Genomic DNA, 16,281 nt, shown 5'->3' on the forward strand with positions numbered 1-16,281 from the left:
GGTCCGGGCGGTGTGTCCGCCCGGTGTCTGACGGCACCAGTGTTCTCGCCGGCCGTGTGCACGGGCGTGTGACGGTATCGCCTCCGAGCGCGCCGTCTTCCTACAGGTGGTGCCGCGCCGCGAGGTCCTCCGTCAGCAGGGGATTGTCGATGCGCCGCGCCAGCAGCGTCATGGCCGGCAGCACGGCCTCGTCCCCGAGCGCCGCTCGGGCTGAGTAGGCGCGGACCGCGAGTTCGCGGTGCCCGTACCGGCTGGACCGCTCACCGAGCTCCCGCGCGAACACCAGCGCCTGCTGCGGGTGGGAGGCGAGCGCCGCCGTACTGGCGAGGTCGAGGTTCCGGCCGCGGAACCAGCGGTACCAGGGGTTGGGCTGTACGCCACGGCGGATCCAGGTGCTCGCCGCCCCGGTGTCCCCGCGGGCGAGCAGCACCTGTGCCTTCGCATGGGCCGCTGCGTCGAGGTAGCAGCGGTCGCCGAACGATGCCGCGAGGGCCATCGCGTGGTCCGCCATGTCCTCGGCCACGGAGTCGTCACCGGTGGCGAGGTGCACCTCGCTGCGGAGCGCCTCCACGAAGGGCGTGAACGCAGTCCAGTGTTCGCCGGCGACGAGCGCCAGAACCGTATCGAGCTCGACGGCGGCACGGTCACGGTGCCCGGTCAGGAGGTGGACCCGGCCGAGCATGGCCCGCGAGAAAGCCTCCTGCCGCGGGCGCCCGAGGCCCGCGCTGAGGCGCACCGATTCCTCGAGGGCAACGACCGCGCCGGGGTAGTCCGCGGTGTCGGTTGCAAGCATCCCGGTCACGCCGAGCGCCCGGGCCCGTTCGTCGGGGAACCCCTCGGCCGCCGCCGTCGCCCGGGCCAGCCAACGGGCTCCGCTGTCGGGGAAGCCGCGCTGCACGGCTAGGAAGCCGAGCTCGCGGAAGGCCGCCGACCGGATGGCCGGCGGCCCGTCGCCGGTCAGGGACAGGACGCGGTGCAGCAGGTCCGCGACCTCAGCACCCCGGCCGCCCGCTCCGTGGATGAGCGCTCCTGCAAGGCCGAGCAGGGCTTCCGCCTGCAGGGTCCGGTCCCCGAGGCGTTTCGCCAGGTTTTCGGCGACCCGGAGGTGTGTCAGGGCGGTCGCGGTCGCACCGGCGGATAGGCAGGCCTGCGCGGCCTCGAGGTAGGACGCGACGGCGGTAGGCGTCGCGGGAAGGCCGGCCGTGCTCGTGTCCGGGGCGGCGAGGGCGTGCTGCACCTCGGCAGGCATTCCCGCGCCGAGCTGTTCCTCGAAGACCTCCCCGCAGTGGGCGGCCGCGGTTCGTGCGGCAGTGCGGTCGCCGGCCGCCACGAGTGAGCGGACCAGCAGGGCGTGGAAGTCGGCGTTGAGCGGATCGAGCTCCACCGCACGGGCGCCCAGACGGATCGCCATCGCGGTGTCGCCGTCCGCGAGCGATGCCAGCCCGCCCTCGTACACGAGTGTCTCCACCGCCTGCCGCAGCCGGTGCCGCTCCATGGTCAGCCAGGCGTCGAAGGGTGGGTGGTCCGTGAAGTCGAGCCCGTCGAGCAGTTCCGCAGGGACCTCGGCCAAGGGTACTGCACCGAGGTCGGTGTCGAGCCGGAACCCTGGCGGCAACGTGAGGGTGACGGGGTTCCCGCCGAGGACGGCCTCGGGTCCGAGGACGCGCCGCAGATCGGCGAGGTGCCAGCGGAGGGCGCCGAGCGGATCATCAGCGCCGGCGAAGAGCAGGGCCGCGAGCTGGCTGCGGGCAGTCGGCGTCGCGTGCAGGAGCAGGTGGGCGAGCAGGCCCCAGGACTTCCGGCCGCGCGGCTGACGGCCCTCTCCATCGGGGGAGGTGATGGAGGGAGGCCCGAGAAGCTGGATGACGATCCCGGCCATGCCCCACTGTAGATCCGCGGTCTGCGGGGTGGAACGGCCCGTGGCCCTCATGACGCACACCTGGCGCCGGTGTGGCGCGTGACTCCGGGTGGACCCCCATTGGCGCCCGGGAGTGGCCGCCTTCCACCCTTCAGCGCGGTGAACTGTCAGCCGGTTGACAGTTCACCGGGCGACGGCGATGGGATAGAGGTCCGTGGCCGCCAGCATCACGGACTCGATCTTCGCCGCCAGCGGCCCGTCGGTCTCCGATGCCGACTTCGCGTCGATCCAGCGCTGGTCCGCGCCGAACGCCGTCCAGTTCGCTTTCGGATCACCGTCGTGTTCGAGGAGGTAGACGAGGACATCGGGGGAGTCGACGGGCGTCCAGTAGCCGAGGCTCTTCATGTTGTGCTCGATGAAGAGGTTGATCGTGGAGTCGCGGAACCGGTCCATCAGGGCGCCCATCTTGCCGGGCGATGCGGTGTAGGTGCGGAGTTCGTAGGTCATGGTGCTCCCTGTGGTGGCGGGCTGGTGATCAGACCCAGCCTAAGCCTCCCGATGAGTGCTCCTCAGATGCCATGATTCGAGGACGCCGAATAAGCGATTCGCGGGCTGTTGCGGCAGCAGTCAGTCCTCGATGAAGCACGATTCGGACCTGTTCGTTCGACCTGGCGTAGAAGCGGGTGGCGGAGATGTCAGGGTCGACTACTTCCATTCCGATGCCGATCTCGAGCAGATTCTTGTCGCTGGTGGTTGAGCCCTCGAACCCATCCTCTCCGATCTGTGCCGAGTATCAATTGGCTCCCTTTTTCCCGGGAACAAACGCGCAGGTGGCAGGGGATTCCTGATCTACACGAAGGCTGAATGTCAGTGGTGCGAGCGACTATGAAGTGAACGCCAGCCGCATGAAAGGAGCCCGTGATTCTGGGAACTTCCATTGCTGGGGACATGATCATCACCGAAACCGGGCTCGCGCCTTTCGATGCGGTGCCGGTCGAAGAAGCCCTTCTGGATCTGCTTCTGCACCCGGAAGCGGAGGAGGCGTTCGAGTGGATGGTCAGCGTAGATGGCGTCTGCACTGATTGGCGAGACCTCGAATCGCGGGATCAGGTGGTCCGTCTGGTGAGGCTGCTGACCAACTCCGGAGACTGGCTGGTCATTCAGTCGAAAAGCCTCGACCATGGTCCCTCGGGACGATATGCCCAGGTCATGAACACGGGGAGCGTTTATCTCGTGGAGGTGGCATATCGAGAGACCGGAGCAGTTTACAACTGGCGCATCGGACTGGGCGCAGAGGCGGACGACGCCGGGAACAGGCCCTATTCCGCCATCACACCGATACAGCAGCTCATGTTTGCAGCGGTCACCGAGGTGCTGGATTCCTGGCTGCGCGGCCATGGCATTCCCCTCGGCTACGGCGGTGCGCTGCACGTGTACAAGTGAGCTACCCGCCGGGCCGATTCCGGCGATGCTGTGGCATGCAGGAGCAGGTCAAGGGGCCGTGAGCACGTTCCGCCCGCTCACACGGCTCGTCCGACGGCGCCGACGGGCGCGAGGCGTGCTCTCGTGCCGCCGGGCTTCACGAAGAGGTCGCCGTGCCAGCGCCGAGCCCGATGAACGCGCCCAGCTCCTCGAGGCCCGACGGGCGGGTGGGCATGAAGTTGGTCAGCTCACGCGAGCGGATGACAACGGCACGCCACTGCCCCCGGGAGATGGCCACATTGATGCGGTTGCGGTTCAGCAGGAACTCCGCGCCGCGGGGTGCCTCGGCCACCGCTGAGCAAGCCATGCTCACGAGCACCACCGCGGCCTCCTGCCCCTGGAACTTGTCGACCGTCCCCACCCGGATGTCCTGCAGGTCCGCGGCGTCGAGTGCGGCACGGATCCGCTGCACCTGGGCGTTGTAGGCGGCGACCACCAAGACGTCGGTCTGCGCCAGCGGCCTCGGCGGCTCGGTCCCGCCGGGATGCCAGGTCAGGCCCAGATGCTTGCGCACCTGCACGACGACTTCCGTAGCCTCCTCGTTGGAGGCGACGACGTTGCCGGTGTGGTCGACCAGGACGACGTCGACCCCGGCCGGCAGGCCGTCGAGCCGACGTTCCGCCGCAGCCGGGGCGGCGTCGAGCTTTCCGTCGTAGCTCAGCCGGGACACGGCCTCACATTGGTCCGGGTGCATGCGCCACGAGTCGGCGAGGAAGTAGCCGAGCGTCGCGGGGAGCGTGGCATGTCCGGCAGACAGCCAGCCGAGGGCCGACTCGTCGACCGGCTCCGGGTGCGAACCCTGCGTGACCTGCGGCAGTTGCTGAGGGTCACCCAGCAGCATCAGGCGCGAGGACGCCCGGGACACGGCCAGCGTGTTGGCGAGCGAGAACTGCCCGGCCTCGTCGATCACGAGCAGGTCGAGCGACACGGGCGGGACGAGCTTGCCGGTCATGAACCACGACGTCCCGCCGATCAGGCACCCGCCGTCGCCACTGAGGAGTGAACTGATGGCGCCGTCGGAGGTGTGCGGCCAGGGGACAGGATGCTCCTGCTGCAGCTTCTTGCCGGCCCGCTCCGGGTCCACGCCCGCGGCGACGGCCGTCGTGAGGAAGTGCTCGACGACGGCGTGGGACTGCGCCACAACGCCGACCTTCCAGCCCTGCTCGACCAGCCGGGCGATGACGCGCGAGCCCACATAGGTCTTGCCGGTGCCGGGCGGGCCCTGCACCGCGAGATAGGAGGAGTCGAGGTCGAGCACGGCCTCCGCGACGGCGGTGACGTAGTCGGCTTGCCCGGAGCCGTCGTGCGCCACGAGGGGCAAGGCGTTCCTCGTCGCCAGGCGCGGCGTGGAGCGCTGCAGGATGTCGAGCCCTGGGTGCCGGGGGAGGTCCGGCAACGCTGCGCCGACCGTATTCGCCAGTTCGGCGAGGGACTTTTCCAGACTGGCCGTCGCTATCGGCTGATCGGGCGTCAGGGCGGCGGGCAGCTGCCGGTACGGCGGAACGTTCGCGGAGGACTTCTCCGTGACCGTGATCAGCGTCCTGCCGGGAGCGTCCGGGTCGGCCTCGACGCGTTCGACCACTGTTCCGAAGCACCCACCCCGGCCGAGCGTGCTGTCCGTGGAGACCTGCACGCCGTCGGGTACCGGGGCGTCGTACATGCGGAACCACGTCGACCCCGGACGGACGTCGGAGCCGTCCGCAAGGACGCCTCGCAGCTGGATCATCCGGGACTCCGTCCGTGCCCTGGGCGCCTTCGCCCAGTCCTCCAGCACCCTCGCGGACTCCACGACGAAGACGTCCCGCTGGTCGGACCAGCTGTCCCGATTGTTCTCGAGCCGGTCGAAGTGCTCCCACCAGAACTGCTTGCGCTCGCGGCGGTGATAGCCCGTGGCAGCGGCGACCATCGCGATGGCCTGGTCCTCCGCCGTCGGCCGGTCAACCGCCCGCTGGGCGAGGTAATCGCGCAACCGGATCTCGTCCGGGGTGGGCTCGTCCGCAGGCTTCGGCTTGGGCTTCGTCCGTGCGTCACGACCACCGTCGGAATGGTCGGCTCCCTCCGGCGCTTTGGGCCGGGGCAGCTGCAGCAGCCAGTCGCGCAGGCGCAACGTGGAGAGGCAGTCGTACTCGTTGTAATCGGTGATCGACGCGAGGATCGTTGCGGCACCCGCTTCGTCGCCGTCGTCCCGCGCCGCACAGTACTTCGCGTAGGCGACCACGGAAGCGCCGGCGTCGGCCACGTCACCGGTGCGCAGGTGGTCGCCCATGTAGAGGGGCTCGAGTTCCTTGATGGAGTAGGAGGCCGCAGACACCCGCAGCGAGTGCCGGACCGTCGCGTACAGGTCCACGAAGAGGCCGCTACGGAGCCAGTCGTCGACGATGTCCTCGCCGGCGCCGTGCCGCAGCGAGAGGGTGCGCAGCGCCGTCTTCTCGTAGGGCGCGTAGTGGTAGATGTGCAGGTCCGGGTGGGCGCTGCGGCGCTTCTCGACGTACTCGAGGAAGTCGAGGAACGCCCGCCGTTCGTCCCAGCGGGAATGCGCCCAGAAGGGCCGGAACGCAGGCTCGTCTCCCGCGTCGGCCGGTTCCATCACCCCGAAGAGGTACTCGAGGCCCCAGCTGCCGGTGGCCGGGTCCTGCCAGAGGGGGTCGCCCTCGAAGTCGAAGAAGATGTCGCCCTTGCTCGGTGCGGGCAGCGTCGACAGCGTGTGCTCGGCGAGCACCTTGTAGCCGATCGTCCGCTCGACGCCGTCCTTCACGTACGTGCGTGATCCATCCATGGCAGCGGTGCCCGTCTGCATGCGGGCCTGGTCCCGCAGCCGCACCAGGGGACCGCGGGTCTCGGCGTCGGGGAGCTCGGCAAGAGCATCGATGGTGGTGATGCCCTTGGCAATCAGTTTGTTCCGCTGGGACGACGTCATGCCGGCGACCATCAGCAGGTCCCGGTGCCGGGTGACCTGCTCGGCGCAGTAGTCACAGCGCCCGCAGTGGACGACGCCGCCCTGACCCCATTCGACCACTGCGTCCGCCGCGCGATGGGCACGGGTGAGGGCACGGAACCGGTCCCGGCGTTCGCGGTAGACGGGCAGCAGATCGGTGAGCGAGTGGACGCTGTGCTCGAGGTTGCCCAGCACGAGGGTGACCTGCGGGGCGGGCTCGAGGCCGAGCCGGAGCAGCTGGTCGCCGTAGGCCGCCAGCTGCAGTAGAGCTCCGACCTTCGCGTGCCGCGCGAGCTTGGTGTCCCACACCGCGTAGCGCCCGGCATGCTCCTCCTCGGCGGGCTGACGGACCAGGAAGTCCGCGTAGCCGAGGAACTCGCCGTCGAAGAACGTGGCCTGGAAGACGACGTCGGCACCGGCGGTGAGTACATCGGCGGTCTCCTGGTGCTTGGCGATCAGTGCGGCGCGGTCGAGGGTGTCGCCCCGATCCACCCGGTACACACCGGTGTACCGCTCCGCGTCCCAGGGCCCGTACTGCGCGGTCAGGTCGTCCAGCACCCTGAGCTCGTGGACATCGCCCAGGGCGCCGGCGAGCTGCTGCAGTTCGTCGACGGCGAACTTCGCTTTCGGAGCGTGTCCGAGTTTCTCGTCGAGGACGCGGAGGGTCCGGTATTCGCACTCGCTCGCCGCGACGAGGTCGGTCGCGGAGAAGACCAGGTCCGGTTGCAGGTCCGGCGCGATCGGGTCGAGCAAGAACATGGTGCTCCCGGCATCAGTAGTGCGCGGGAACGGATCCCGCGCTGCTCAGAATGTAGCAAGACCCTCGGACAACCAGAGGCCCGAGGGCGGCAGCGGCGTCTACCGATGCGGAAGGGTCAGCCGAACAGCTCCGGTCGCCGGCAAGTGAGGTAGGTGTTGATCTCCCGGGCGCGCTGCACCTCCGCGTGGTCGACGTCGGCGAAGATCAGCTCCTCGTCGTGCCCCGCCACTCCGAGGAACGTCCCGTAGGGGCCGGCGATGCAGCTCAGGCCCGTGAAGTCCGGTGCCGTGTGGTTGGCATAGGCGACGTAGACGCCGTTCTCGAGAGCACGAGCCGGCACGAGCAGCGTCGAGATGATCTCCGCGTTGTAGGTGTGCTCCGGCGCCCGACCGCCGACGTCGCCTGTTGTCGGCACGGCCGTGGGGATGAGGAGCACGTCGGCGCCGCGCTGTGCCGCGCTGCGGGCGAACTCCGGGAACTCGATGTCATAGCAGATGCCGAGCGCGACGGTCAGACCCAGCAGGGGGACCAGTTCCGGCAGCTCGTTGCCGGGTTGAAAGACGGACTGTTCCTCGGCCCCGAACAGGTGCGCTTTCCTGTAGCGCGTCAGCTCCGCACCCTGCCGGTCGAACAGCGAAGCACTGATGTGGCGACCATCAGGGGTGGCGTCGACCGTCGATCCGACGAGCGCGATGCCGTGTCGGCGGGCGATGTCGGCAAGCGAGGCCCGGATGCCGGGCCCGTCCGAGTCCGCCACGAGCGCGGGGGCGTAGCCCGTCGCGAAGAGTTCGGGCGTCACGAGGATCCCGGCGCCCTGTTCGGCGGCGCGGGCGGCGAACGCCTCGAGGCGCCGCAGGTTCTCCTCGACGGCGCCAGTGGCTCCGTCGGCCTGCAGTACAGCCAGTCCAGGCATGAGCCCTCCCTCTCGAACGGCGATCAACGCTCTTGGGCGGTACAGAATCCAGCACCGATCCATTGACAGCCCCCATGGTAGGCACAATTATTGACCCAAACCGAATGACATTCGATTAGTAAAGGTGACAATGATGGATTCTGCAGATGCGTCTATGGCAGCCGCTTTGCGTCGGCGGCTCGAGGAGATCTCCGCCCGGGAACAGGGCGACGCCTCACGGGCTGCGCTCACCGGCCGGGACCTCGGGATGTACACCCTGGTGACCCTCGGGATCACCCTGCTGGGCTTCCTGGTGCTGGCGCTGTGAGCGCGAACCACCAGGACTCCACCGACGTCGCCGGCGAGAGCAGCGGATCACTGGGATCGCTGCCGCTCCTCCGCAAGGAGCGCATCTGGAACGGCGCCGACTTCACGGGCGTCAACATCAGCCTCGCCATCGCCACGTGGGCCTTCCTCGTCGGAGGATCGACGGCGCTGCTCGTCGGCTTCCAGCAGGGCATCGCCGCCATGATCATCGGCAACGCGATCGGCCTCGGGTTCATGATCCTCGCCAGCGTCGTCGCCAGCCAGCGCTACGGCGTCGAGCAGTACACCATCCTCCGGCCGGTCTTCGGGATCGTCGGCGTGGGCGTCCTGGTCTTCACTGTCATCCTTATCACCGAGATGGGCTGGTCGTCACTGCTCGCGATCATGGTCGGCAGGGCGGTCACCCAGGTGTCCAACTCGGCGTTCAGTACCGACTTCGGTCCGGAGAGCCTCATGGTGACGGTCTTCGCCCTCGTCGCGATCGCCGTGTCCTGGTGGATCCTCTCCCGCGGTCCCGTGACCATCGGCCGGTTCAACAAGTTCATCGCCCCGGGTCTGATCGTCGTGACCGTCTTCCTCATGGTCTTCCTCGTCATCAACACCTCGTGGGACACGCTGTTCAGCGCCGCGCCGCTCGCCCCGTTCGAGGACGACCGCCTCAACTTCGCCCTCGCCGTCGAGTTCAACGTGGGCGTCGGCGTGTCCTGGTACCCGGTCATGGGATCCCTCGCACGGCTCACGAAAACACCGAAGGCCGCCCTCTGGCCCTCGTACGGCGGCCTGCTCGGAGCCACCCTGATCGCGCAGATCGTCGGCATGGCCGCGGCCCTGACGCTCGGCGACTCCGACCCGACCGTCTGGATGCTGCCCTTCGGCGGCCCGGTCCTCGGCGCCTTCATCCTGCTGTTCATCGCCTTTGCCAACATCACCAGCACGTCCTCCATCGTCTACTCCACCGTGCTGGCCATCCGGCAGGCAAGCGGCAACCTGCTGTCCCGGGTGAAGTGGGCCTGGCTCTGCGCGGCGTTCTTCGTCCTGCCGGCCATCCTCGCGTTCTTCCCGGGCTTCATGTACCTGCGGTTCATGACCTTCGTGACGCTCAGCGGCGCGTTCCTGGCCCCGATGTGCGGCGCGATCATCGCCGACTACTTCCTGCTGCGCCGCCAGCGCGTCGTCCTCGAGGACCTCTACCGCCACCGGGGAGAGAGCGCCTACCACTTCCACGGAGGCGTCAACTGGGCCGGCATGGTCGCCGTCGCCGTCGGCGCCATCTTCTACCTGGTCATCTACAACCCGGTTACCCTCACCGCGCAGCCGATCTTCGGCTACATCACGGCGTCCTTCCCGGCGGCGATCATCGGCGCGATCGTGTACTACGTGCTCGCCCGCGTGCTCTACGTCCGCCGCGGCGTCGGCGGTTACGCTCCTGCAGAGAAGGTCGAGGGGCGCGCATGAGCCGCACCTCCAGCGCCGCCGTGCACCGCATCGGCTCGCAGGACCTCGACCTGACGACCGTCGAGGTCGCCGACCCCACCCCGGGCACCGTCCTCGTCCGCATGGGCGCGTCGGGGGTGTGCGGATCGGACCGCCACGTGCTCGACGGCGACTGGACGCTGCCCTCGCCCACGGTGATGGGCCATGAGGGTGCCGGGACCGTCGAGGCGATCGGTGACGGCGTCACGGATGTCGCGGTGGGCGACCACGTGATCCTCTCCTGGTTCTACCCCTGCCGCCGCTGCACCGCGTGCCTGTCGGGGAAGTCCTACGTGTGCACGGGCAGCCGGTCCGAGGAGTGCCTCCTGCCCGACGGCAGCAGCCCGCTCACCCTCGATGGCGAGCGCGTGTTCCCGTACCTGACCGTCGGGTCCATGAGCGAGTACGCCGTCGTCCCCGAGGCCGGTGCCATCCGCATCCCCGACGAGGTCCCATTCGACGTCGCCAGCCTTATCGGCTGCTCCGTCGCCACGGGCTTCGGCGCGGTGGTGAACGACGCCGGCGTCGAGGCGGGGATGTCCGCCGTCGTCGTCGGGACCGGCGGTGTAGGACTCTCGATCATCATGGCGCTGCGGCTCGTCGGCGCGAACCCGATCATCGCCGTCGACCTCAGCGAGGACAAGCTCGCGGCGGCCAGGGACTTCGGCGCCACCCACACCCTCGTGCCGTCGGACGGGCTCGCGGAGGAGATCGCCGCCATCACCGGAGGAGGCGCCGCGTACGCGTTCGAGGCGATTGGGCGGGTGCAGACCATCGAGTCCCTCCCGTCGCTCATCGTCCCCGGCGGCAAGGCCGTCATCGTGGGCCTGCCGCCCGAGGGCAGCCCGGTGTCCATCGACGCGCTGATGCTCGCGGAAAGCGGGAAGTCGCTCATCGGCTCCAACTACGGTTCCACCGTGCCGGGGCGGGACTTCCCGCGGCTCGCCGCGCTGTACCTCGCGGGGCGCCTGCCGGTGGACCGGCTCATCTCGCACCGGATTAGTCTGGACGAGGTCAACGAGGCGTTCGATGCGATGCGCCGGGGAGAGCGGGCGCGCAGCGTGATCGTCTTCTAGGAACGACGACGGCGGGAGCCTCATCAGCGCAGGAACAGCATAGGGCGGCGTGGCCGCGACAAAAGGGGGAGCATGGGGCGGCCACGCCAGGCGATTCTGTCGCCGGAGAAGATCTACCGGGCAGCACTGGAGCTGGTGGACGAGTTCGGTGACTTCACGTTGCCGGGGCTGGCGAAGAAGCTGTCGGTCAGCCCGTCGTCCATCTACCACCACGTGCAGGGACGGCCGGAGATCATCAATGGAATCCGGTCCGTCATCGGCTCGGACGCCCTCGCAGCGGGGGACTTCTTCACGGCCGGCCCTGCCTGGCAGGACCGCGTCGCAGCGTGGGCCCGGAGCTACCGCCGCGCGCTGGGCCAGCACGCGAAGGCCATCCCGCTGCTCGTGGGGGAGGCCGTGACGGACACAGCGACGCTCGAGATCTACGAGCACCTCGCGGCGGTGTTCGTGGAGCAGGGTTTCGCGCCGAACGACGTGGTGGTGGCCGTGACGGTCCTCGACAGCTTTCTGCTCGGTTCCGCCCTCGATATGGCGTCGCCGGAGCTGGCCTGGCTCGCGAGTGCGGAGGCCCAGCCCGCGCTGCACGGCGCGTTCGCTAATGCCTCACTGGGCGGCAAGCGCTCCGACCTCGGCTTCGAGGTGGGCGTGGCGGCGATCATCGCCCACCTTCAGGTGCTGCTGCCGCAGGTCTGACGACGACGGTCCGCGGGCCCGCGGCGGCACCTCCCGCAGGGGACCGTGCGGTGCGCCCTCCTCGGCCCGGCGGTGTCCGGACGTATCAGCGGGGCTGCGAGAGCTGATCCGCCAGGTCCAGCAGTTCGGCCCCCAGTCTGCGTGCCCTCTCAGCGACAGGGTCGACCGGGTCACCGGACGAGGACGGTGCCGGATCGCGCGGCACAGCAGACATGGGGGCATCCTGCTGGATGTCGATGTCGAACACCACGTGGTCGGGGTGGTGCCACGTCGAGAAGACCTCCACGGGCCGCCCGTCCTGGTCGAAGCTCGTGCCCTCCAGCAGGAGGACGGGCGACGACGCCTCGAGCTGGAGCAACCGCATCAGGTCTCCGTCACCCGGGACTGCCCGGATCTGCCGCTTGCCGGAGGTGATCTGCACCCCGTACTTCTCGCCCAGCACTGCATGCAGGGACGCATCGTGCAGGGATTCTGCGGTCAGATCAGCGAACGTCGGCGCCGGCAGCCACGTGTGGATGACAGCGATCGGCACGCCATCCGCGGTCCGCAGCCGCTCGAGGAACAGGACCTGCGGCGTCCCGAGGATCGCCGTCGACGCATCGGCCTCCTGCAGGGAGAGCGACAGCACCTCCGTACCGACGCTCGCCCCGGTGCTCCCCAGCTGTGCCGAGAGCCCCGACGTGCGGTGCACGAGTCGGTGGTGCTCCCGCCGCGGCGCCACGGTGCTGCCCCGCCCACGTCCCCGCTCGATCAGCCCTTCATCGGTCAGTGCGCCGAGGGCCTGGCGCACCACGGACCGGGACACCCCGTACCGCACCTGCAGCTGTGCCTCGCTGGGCAGGGAGGTGCCGGGAGGCAGCGAGTGGTTCAGGATCTGCGCGCGCAGATGTCCGCGGAGCTGCAGGTGCAGCGGCTCGCTGCTCCCGGCATCCAGTGGACGCTCCTGTGTGTCGTCTTGCCCCGTCATGAGCTGCTCCGGTTCACGATGGTGGTCGAGGACTACGTGTCGGCGCCGGACGGCGCCGACACGTAGTCCTCGAGCACCGTGCCGTCGTGGACCCGCTTGAGCTCGATGCCCTCGAGGTAGCTCGGGACGGGTGGGTCGAGGTCTTCGTCGCTTGTCATAATTCCGATCCTAGGCGTGTGGGAGCAGCTACTTCTTCTGCGCGGTCCGCCAGACGTGGTCCCATCCCGGTGCCAGCGCAGCCGCACGGCGCATGGACAGCACCAGGCTGGCCTCCCGGGCGATGCCCTGGCCGGCGATGTCGAACGCCGTGCCGTGGTCCACCGAGACGCGGACTACGGGCAGGCCGACGGTGATGTTCACGCCGTCGTCGCCGTAGACCGCCTTGAAGGGTGCGTGGCCCTGGTCGTGGTAGCAGGCGATGACCATGTTCCACTTGCCCTTGACCGCGGCGGGGATGAGCGCGTCGGCGGGGATCGGCCCGTGCACGGTGATGCCCTTCTCGCGGGCTGCAGCGACGGCGGGGGCGAGGATGTCGGCGTCCTCGTCGCCGAACAGGCGGTTCTCGCCCGCGTGCGGGTTCAGCCCGGCGAGGCCGATCGGCTCGTCCGGGTTGCCGAGCGCCTTCGTGAAGGCGCTGACGAGCTCGATGACGTTGGTGGTGCGCTCGGGCGTGACGTCCTCGATGGCCTGCCGCAGGGAGACGTGGGTGGTGAGGTGGAAGAAGTAGAGGTCACCCGCGGACAGCACGAGGCTGAAGTTCTCCACGCCGAACTCGTGCGCGAGCAGCTCCGTGTGGCCGGGCCACTTGTGCCCGCCGGCGTGCATCGCGGCCTTGTTGAGCGGCGCGGTGACGATGCCCTGCACCTTCCCCTCGCGGGCCAGGCGGCAGGCCTCGACGACGAAGCGGTAGGACCCGTCACCAGCGGCCGGGCTGAGCTCGCCGAGCTTCACGTCCGCGAGCGACGGGCCGGTCTGCAGGAGCTCGATGATGCCGGGCTCGTTCGTCGCGTCCTCGATCGAGGACAGCACGCGGACCTTGTCCGGGTCGCCGCCCACGTTGGCGACGCCCTGGCGCATGGCGGCCTCGTCGCCGATGACGACGGGCCTGCACTCCTGCCGGACGTCGTCGTGCCCGAGGAGGGACTTCGCGGTGATCTCCGGTCCGATGCCGGCGACGTCGCCGAGGGTGACGGCGAGGGTGGGAATGGTCATGAGGATGCCTCCGTAGGTTGGGCGGGGGTGGTGGTCAGTGTCCGGGTGAGTTCGGTGACGGTGTCGAGCAGGGCGGTGACCGGGCCGAAGCCGCCGGCCTTCGTGACGACGATCTTTCCAGCCGCGGTGCCGCCTTCGACGACGCCGACCGGGATGCCTTCCTGGATAGCACCGGTGATGCGCAGTGCCTGGGCGCGGGTGGCGTCGAGGACGGCGCGGGCTCCGTCGCCGCCGACGAGTACGAGGGCGCCGACGGAGGTGCGGGCCAGGGTCTGCTGCACCACGGACGCGAGACTGCTCGCGATGGCGGTCCCGCTGAGGGTCTCGGAGCCGCCGACTGCCTCGGGGGAGATGATGACGACGACCCGCGGAAGCGACTCCGGGACGTCGAGCTCTCCGGCGGCCCACTGCGCGAGCCGGTTCGGCTGGTCGAGCAGGGACTCGTCGGGCTGCAGGATGCGGAGATCGGCGGAGTCCAGCCGGGAGCGCAGGTGGTCGGTCTGGGCGCGGGCGACGTCATGCAGCGAACTGACGACGACGACGATCCGCTGCCCCTGCGCTGCGGGTGCAGGCTCTGATGCGGCGTGTACTGCTCCGGCGTCTGCCCACGCTGCCGCCATCGCGGCGGCCAGGCCGGCCGACCCGGCGGGGATCGCCGTCGGACCGGCGACGACGAGCGCGGCCGCGAGGATGCGGAGGTCGTCGTCGGACGCCGCGTTGACGACCACGACGCCGTCACCCGCTGCGTCCCGCAGGGCCTGCGCATCCCGCCCCGCGGAGCCGCTGAGACTGATCGTCGTCGCGCCGGGCAGGAGCTGCGAGAACTCACTGGTCGGCACCGGCGTGACCGGGTCCCGGCCCGCGGGGGAGTCCTCGACCGGTTCACCGTGCACGCGCAGCAGCCCGTCCTGGATGGTCCTTCCCATCGCCGGGTAGGCCGGGCACACGACCGCGAAGCAGCCGCGGTGCCGCTCCTGCCACGCGTCGAGCGCTCCGGCCACCTGCGCCGGGACGCTGCCGCGCATGGTGGAGTCGATCTTCAGGTACAGACGGTCGGCCCCGGCGGTGACGAGGCTCCTGATGGCGCTCGCCGTGGCCTGACGGGCGGTGGCGGTGTCCAGGGCGCGCGCGTCGGTGTTGACGGCCAGGGCGCTGCCCGGCTCCACCGAGTCCGGGAGCAGTTCGCCCAGCAGCAGGCGGGAGGACCAGCCGGTGCGGGAGAACTGGACCACGGAGTCGGTGGCGCCGGTGACGTCGTCGGCCGCGATGCCGACGATGGGGGCAGGAGATGCCACGGTCAGCCGCTCTCCTCGGTCCGACGGGGTCGGTCCGTGGGAGCCGATGGACCCGCGGGGGGTAGCTCGGAGGCGGACGTGGGGAGGACCTGCGCTGCGTCGTCCGTGTCCAGGCCGCCCTGGCGCTTGAGCACCCAGGTGGCCAGGAGCGGCGCGAAGATCGCGGTGACCAGCACGGCCGAGGCGACCTGCGCGGTCGCGACCTCGACGAACGGGGCGAAGCTGGGGTCTGCCGCGGCGACGATCGCCGGGGTCGCGATCGAATTGCCGGCCGTGGTCGCCGAGGCGATGCCGATGCCGGACTTGGCGCCGCGGCGGAGGACGAAGCGGTAGCCGATGTAGACCAGGGCGCCGGTGATGAGGGTGGCGGCGATGCCGACGAAGATGCCGCCGATGCCGCCGGCGATGACGTTGCGGAGGTCGATGCCGGTGCCGAGGGCGAAGGCGAAGAACGGGATGACGATGTTCGGTACGGGCCGCATGACCTCGGTCCACTTGGCGTCGAGGTTGCCGACGATGAAGCCGAGGATCAGGGGGATGGCGGCGGCGAGGAGGGTGAGGAACGGGATGTTGCCGAGGCCCGACATGCCGAGGAAGAGCAGGGTGAAGAAGGGGCCGTCGTTGATGGCGGAGGCCATGTAGGCGCCGCGGTCGCGGTAGTCGCCGTAGCGGCCGGTGAAGGCCAGCCAGAGGCCGCCGTTGCTGTTGTCGAAGGATGCCAGCAGGGCGAGGATCGAGATGCCGAGGATGCCCTCGACGCCGACGACCAGGCCGAGGCCCGCGACGAGGGCGGCGGGGATGATCGTCTTGAAGAGCAGGACGACGCCCGTGGTCGCGAGCACGGGGCCGGAGGCCTTGGCGGTGATCTGCATGCCGGTGGCGAAGATCAGGACGGCGATCAGCGGCAGGGCCGAGTCGGCGAACAGGGCCGTGGTGAAGCTGCCGAGTTCGAGGAAGCCGGGGGTGAAGGTCCCGACGATCGAGCCGAGGATCAGGGGGATGAGCATGAGGCCGCCGGGGATGCGGTTCATGCTGTCGAACAGGGGGATGCGGGACTTGGGAAGCGATTCGGCTGCCATTGGCGAATCTTCTCTCTGTACGGGAGGTTTGTGTCGGACGGATACGTACAACTAGTACGGACACGATGTATCTACAGTAGGTCGCGTGGGGCACATCACACAAGAACGAGCCATCCGTTCGCCGGGTCTGGCAGAACTACTCCGTAGTCTTCGCTGCCGTGGCACACGCCCACCTGACCTGACGGGAACCGATCTTGATCATCACCGTGAACGGCGACCGCGCGGGCCGCGC

The 16,281-nt window shown here is 69.5% G+C and carries 14 protein-coding genes; 5 read left to right on the plus strand and 9 right to left on the minus strand.

Features of this window, described 5'->3' with window-relative positions; all coding sequences use genetic code 11:
• Nucleotides 1-100 precede the first annotated feature (100 nt).
• Complete coding sequence (locus ACX80K_RS11185; RefSeq protein ID WP_459271948.1) at nt 101-1,930, minus strand: AfsR/SARP family transcriptional regulator; 1,830 nt, start codon at nt 1,928-1,930, stop codon at nt 101-103.
• A gap of 111 nt (nt 1,931-2,041) precedes the next feature.
• Nucleotides 2,042-2,365 (minus strand): NIPSNAP family protein, encoded by a 324-nt coding sequence (locus tag ACX80K_RS11190; RefSeq protein WP_459271949.1) that lies wholly within the window; start codon nt 2,363-2,365, stop codon nt 2,042-2,044.
• 441 nt (nt 2,366-2,806) lie between these two features.
• Between ACX80K_RS11190 and ACX80K_RS11195 the strand changes: the two genes are divergently transcribed.
• Nucleotides 2,807-3,301: a hypothetical protein gene (locus ACX80K_RS11195; RefSeq protein WP_459271950.1), complete on the plus strand. Its 495-nt coding sequence runs from the start codon at nt 2,807-2,809 to the stop codon at nt 3,299-3,301.
• 136 nt (nt 3,302-3,437) lie between these two features.
• Here ACX80K_RS11195 and ACX80K_RS11200 read toward each other — a convergent pair whose 3' ends face one another.
• On the minus strand, nt 3,438-7,034 hold the full coding sequence (locus tag ACX80K_RS11200) for a TM0106 family RecB-like putative nuclease (RefSeq protein ID WP_459271951.1): 3,597 nt from the start codon (nt 7,032-7,034) through the stop codon (nt 3,438-3,440).
• Between the two features lie 116 nt (nt 7,035-7,150).
• Complete coding sequence (locus tag ACX80K_RS11205; RefSeq protein WP_459271952.1) at nt 7,151-7,948, minus strand: nitrilase-related carbon-nitrogen hydrolase; 798 nt, start codon at nt 7,946-7,948, stop codon at nt 7,151-7,153.
• A 154-nt stretch (nt 7,949-8,102) separates the two neighbouring features.
• Between ACX80K_RS11205 and ACX80K_RS11210 the strand changes: the two genes are divergently transcribed.
• The 4 genes from ACX80K_RS11210 (at nt 8,103) to ACX80K_RS11225 (ending at nt 11,496) form a co-directional block, all read left to right on the plus strand.
• Nucleotides 8,103-8,255 carry a hypothetical protein gene (locus ACX80K_RS11210; RefSeq protein ID WP_459271953.1) on the plus strand — a complete coding sequence of 51 codons (153 nt, stop codon included), beginning with the start codon at nt 8,103-8,105 and terminating at the stop codon, nt 8,253-8,255.
• Nucleotides 8,252-9,709, plus strand: a complete 1,458-nt coding sequence (locus ACX80K_RS11215) for a purine-cytosine permease family protein (protein WP_459271954.1) — start codon at nt 8,252-8,254, stop codon at nt 9,707-9,709. Before ACX80K_RS11210 ends, ACX80K_RS11215 begins: the two co-directional genes overlap by 4 nt.
• The gene (locus ACX80K_RS11220; protein ID WP_459271955.1) at nt 9,706-10,803 is read left to right on the plus strand and encodes an alcohol dehydrogenase catalytic domain-containing protein; all 1,098 of its coding nucleotides are present in this window, start codon (nt 9,706-9,708) and stop codon (nt 10,801-10,803) included. Before ACX80K_RS11215 ends, ACX80K_RS11220 begins: the two co-directional genes overlap by 4 nt.
• Nucleotides 10,804-10,875: 72 nt before the next feature.
• Complete coding sequence (locus tag ACX80K_RS11225) at nt 10,876-11,496, plus strand: TetR/AcrR family transcriptional regulator (RefSeq protein ID WP_459271956.1); 621 nt, start codon at nt 10,876-10,878, stop codon at nt 11,494-11,496.
• Nucleotides 11,497-11,581: 85 nt separating this feature from the next.
• Here the strand turns inward: ACX80K_RS11225 and ACX80K_RS11230 are convergent, their stop codons facing one another.
• Genes ACX80K_RS11230 through ACX80K_RS11250 form a run of 5 tightly spaced genes read right to left on the minus strand, consistent with a single transcriptional unit; the run spans nt 11,582 to nt 16,049 of the window.
• A complete protein-coding gene (locus ACX80K_RS11230) occupies nt 11,582-12,463 on the minus strand; it encodes a GntR family transcriptional regulator (RefSeq protein WP_459271957.1) in 882 nt (293 codons plus the stop codon).
• Nucleotides 12,464-12,495: 32 nt separating this feature from the next.
• A complete protein-coding gene (locus ACX80K_RS11235) occupies nt 12,496-12,621 on the minus strand; it encodes a hypothetical protein (RefSeq protein ID WP_459271958.1) in 126 nt (41 codons plus the stop codon).
• 28 nt (nt 12,622-12,649) lie between these two features.
• Nucleotides 12,650-13,675: a 4-hydroxythreonine-4-phosphate dehydrogenase PdxA gene (gene pdxA, locus ACX80K_RS11240; RefSeq protein ID WP_459271959.1), complete on the minus strand. Its 1,026-nt coding sequence runs from the start codon at nt 13,673-13,675 to the stop codon at nt 12,650-12,652.
• Nucleotides 13,672-14,970 carry a four-carbon acid sugar kinase family protein gene (locus ACX80K_RS11245; protein WP_459271960.1) on the minus strand — a complete coding sequence of 433 codons (1,299 nt, stop codon included), beginning with the start codon at nt 14,968-14,970 and terminating at the stop codon, nt 13,672-13,674. Before ACX80K_RS11245 ends, pdxA begins: the two co-directional genes overlap by 4 nt.
• 2 nt (nt 14,971-14,972) lie before the next feature.
• A complete protein-coding gene (locus ACX80K_RS11250) occupies nt 14,973-16,049 on the minus strand; it encodes a 2-keto-3-deoxygluconate permease (RefSeq protein ID WP_459271961.1) in 1,077 nt (358 codons plus the stop codon).
• Nucleotides 16,050-16,281 lie beyond the last annotated feature (232 nt).

The organism is Arthrobacter sorbitolis (genome assembly GCF_054510995.1).

Excerpts from the sequence above, each read along its gene's own strand:
- ACX80K_RS11185 (WP_459271948.1), bottom strand. The coding sequence starts at position 1,930 with ATGAGGGCCACGGGCCGTTCCACCCCGCAGACCGCGGATCTACAGTGG.
- ACX80K_RS11190 (WP_459271949.1), bottom strand. The coding sequence starts at position 2,365 with ATGACCTACGAACTCCGCACCTACACCGCATCGCCCGGCAAGATGGGC.
- ACX80K_RS11195 (WP_459271950.1), top strand. The coding sequence starts at position 2,807 with ATGATCATCACCGAAACCGGGCTCGCGCCTTTCGATGCGGTGCCGGTC.
- ACX80K_RS11200 (WP_459271951.1), bottom strand. The coding sequence starts at position 7,034 with ATGTTCTTGCTCGACCCGATCGCGCCGGACCTGCAACCGGACCTGGTC.
- ACX80K_RS11205 (WP_459271952.1), bottom strand. The coding sequence starts at position 7,948 with ATGCCTGGACTGGCTGTACTGCAGGCCGACGGAGCCACTGGCGCCGTC.
- ACX80K_RS11210 (WP_459271953.1), top strand. The coding sequence starts at position 8,103 with ATGGCAGCCGCTTTGCGTCGGCGGCTCGAGGAGATCTCCGCCCGGGAA.
- ACX80K_RS11220 (WP_459271955.1), top strand. The coding sequence starts at position 9,706 with ATGAGCCGCACCTCCAGCGCCGCCGTGCACCGCATCGGCTCGCAGGAC.
- ACX80K_RS11225 (WP_459271956.1), top strand. The coding sequence starts at position 10,876 with ATGGGGCGGCCACGCCAGGCGATTCTGTCGCCGGAGAAGATCTACCGG.
- ACX80K_RS11230 (WP_459271957.1), bottom strand. The coding sequence starts at position 12,463 with ATGACGGGGCAAGACGACACACAGGAGCGTCCACTGGATGCCGGGAGC.
- ACX80K_RS11235 (WP_459271958.1), bottom strand. The coding sequence starts at position 12,621 with ATGACAAGCGACGAAGACCTCGACCCACCCGTCCCGAGCTACCTCGAG.
- pdxA (WP_459271959.1), bottom strand. The coding sequence starts at position 13,675 with ATGACCATTCCCACCCTCGCCGTCACCCTCGGCGACGTCGCCGGCATC.
- ACX80K_RS11250 (WP_459271961.1), bottom strand. The coding sequence starts at position 16,049 with ATGGCAGCCGAATCGCTTCCCAAGTCCCGCATCCCCCTGTTCGACAGC.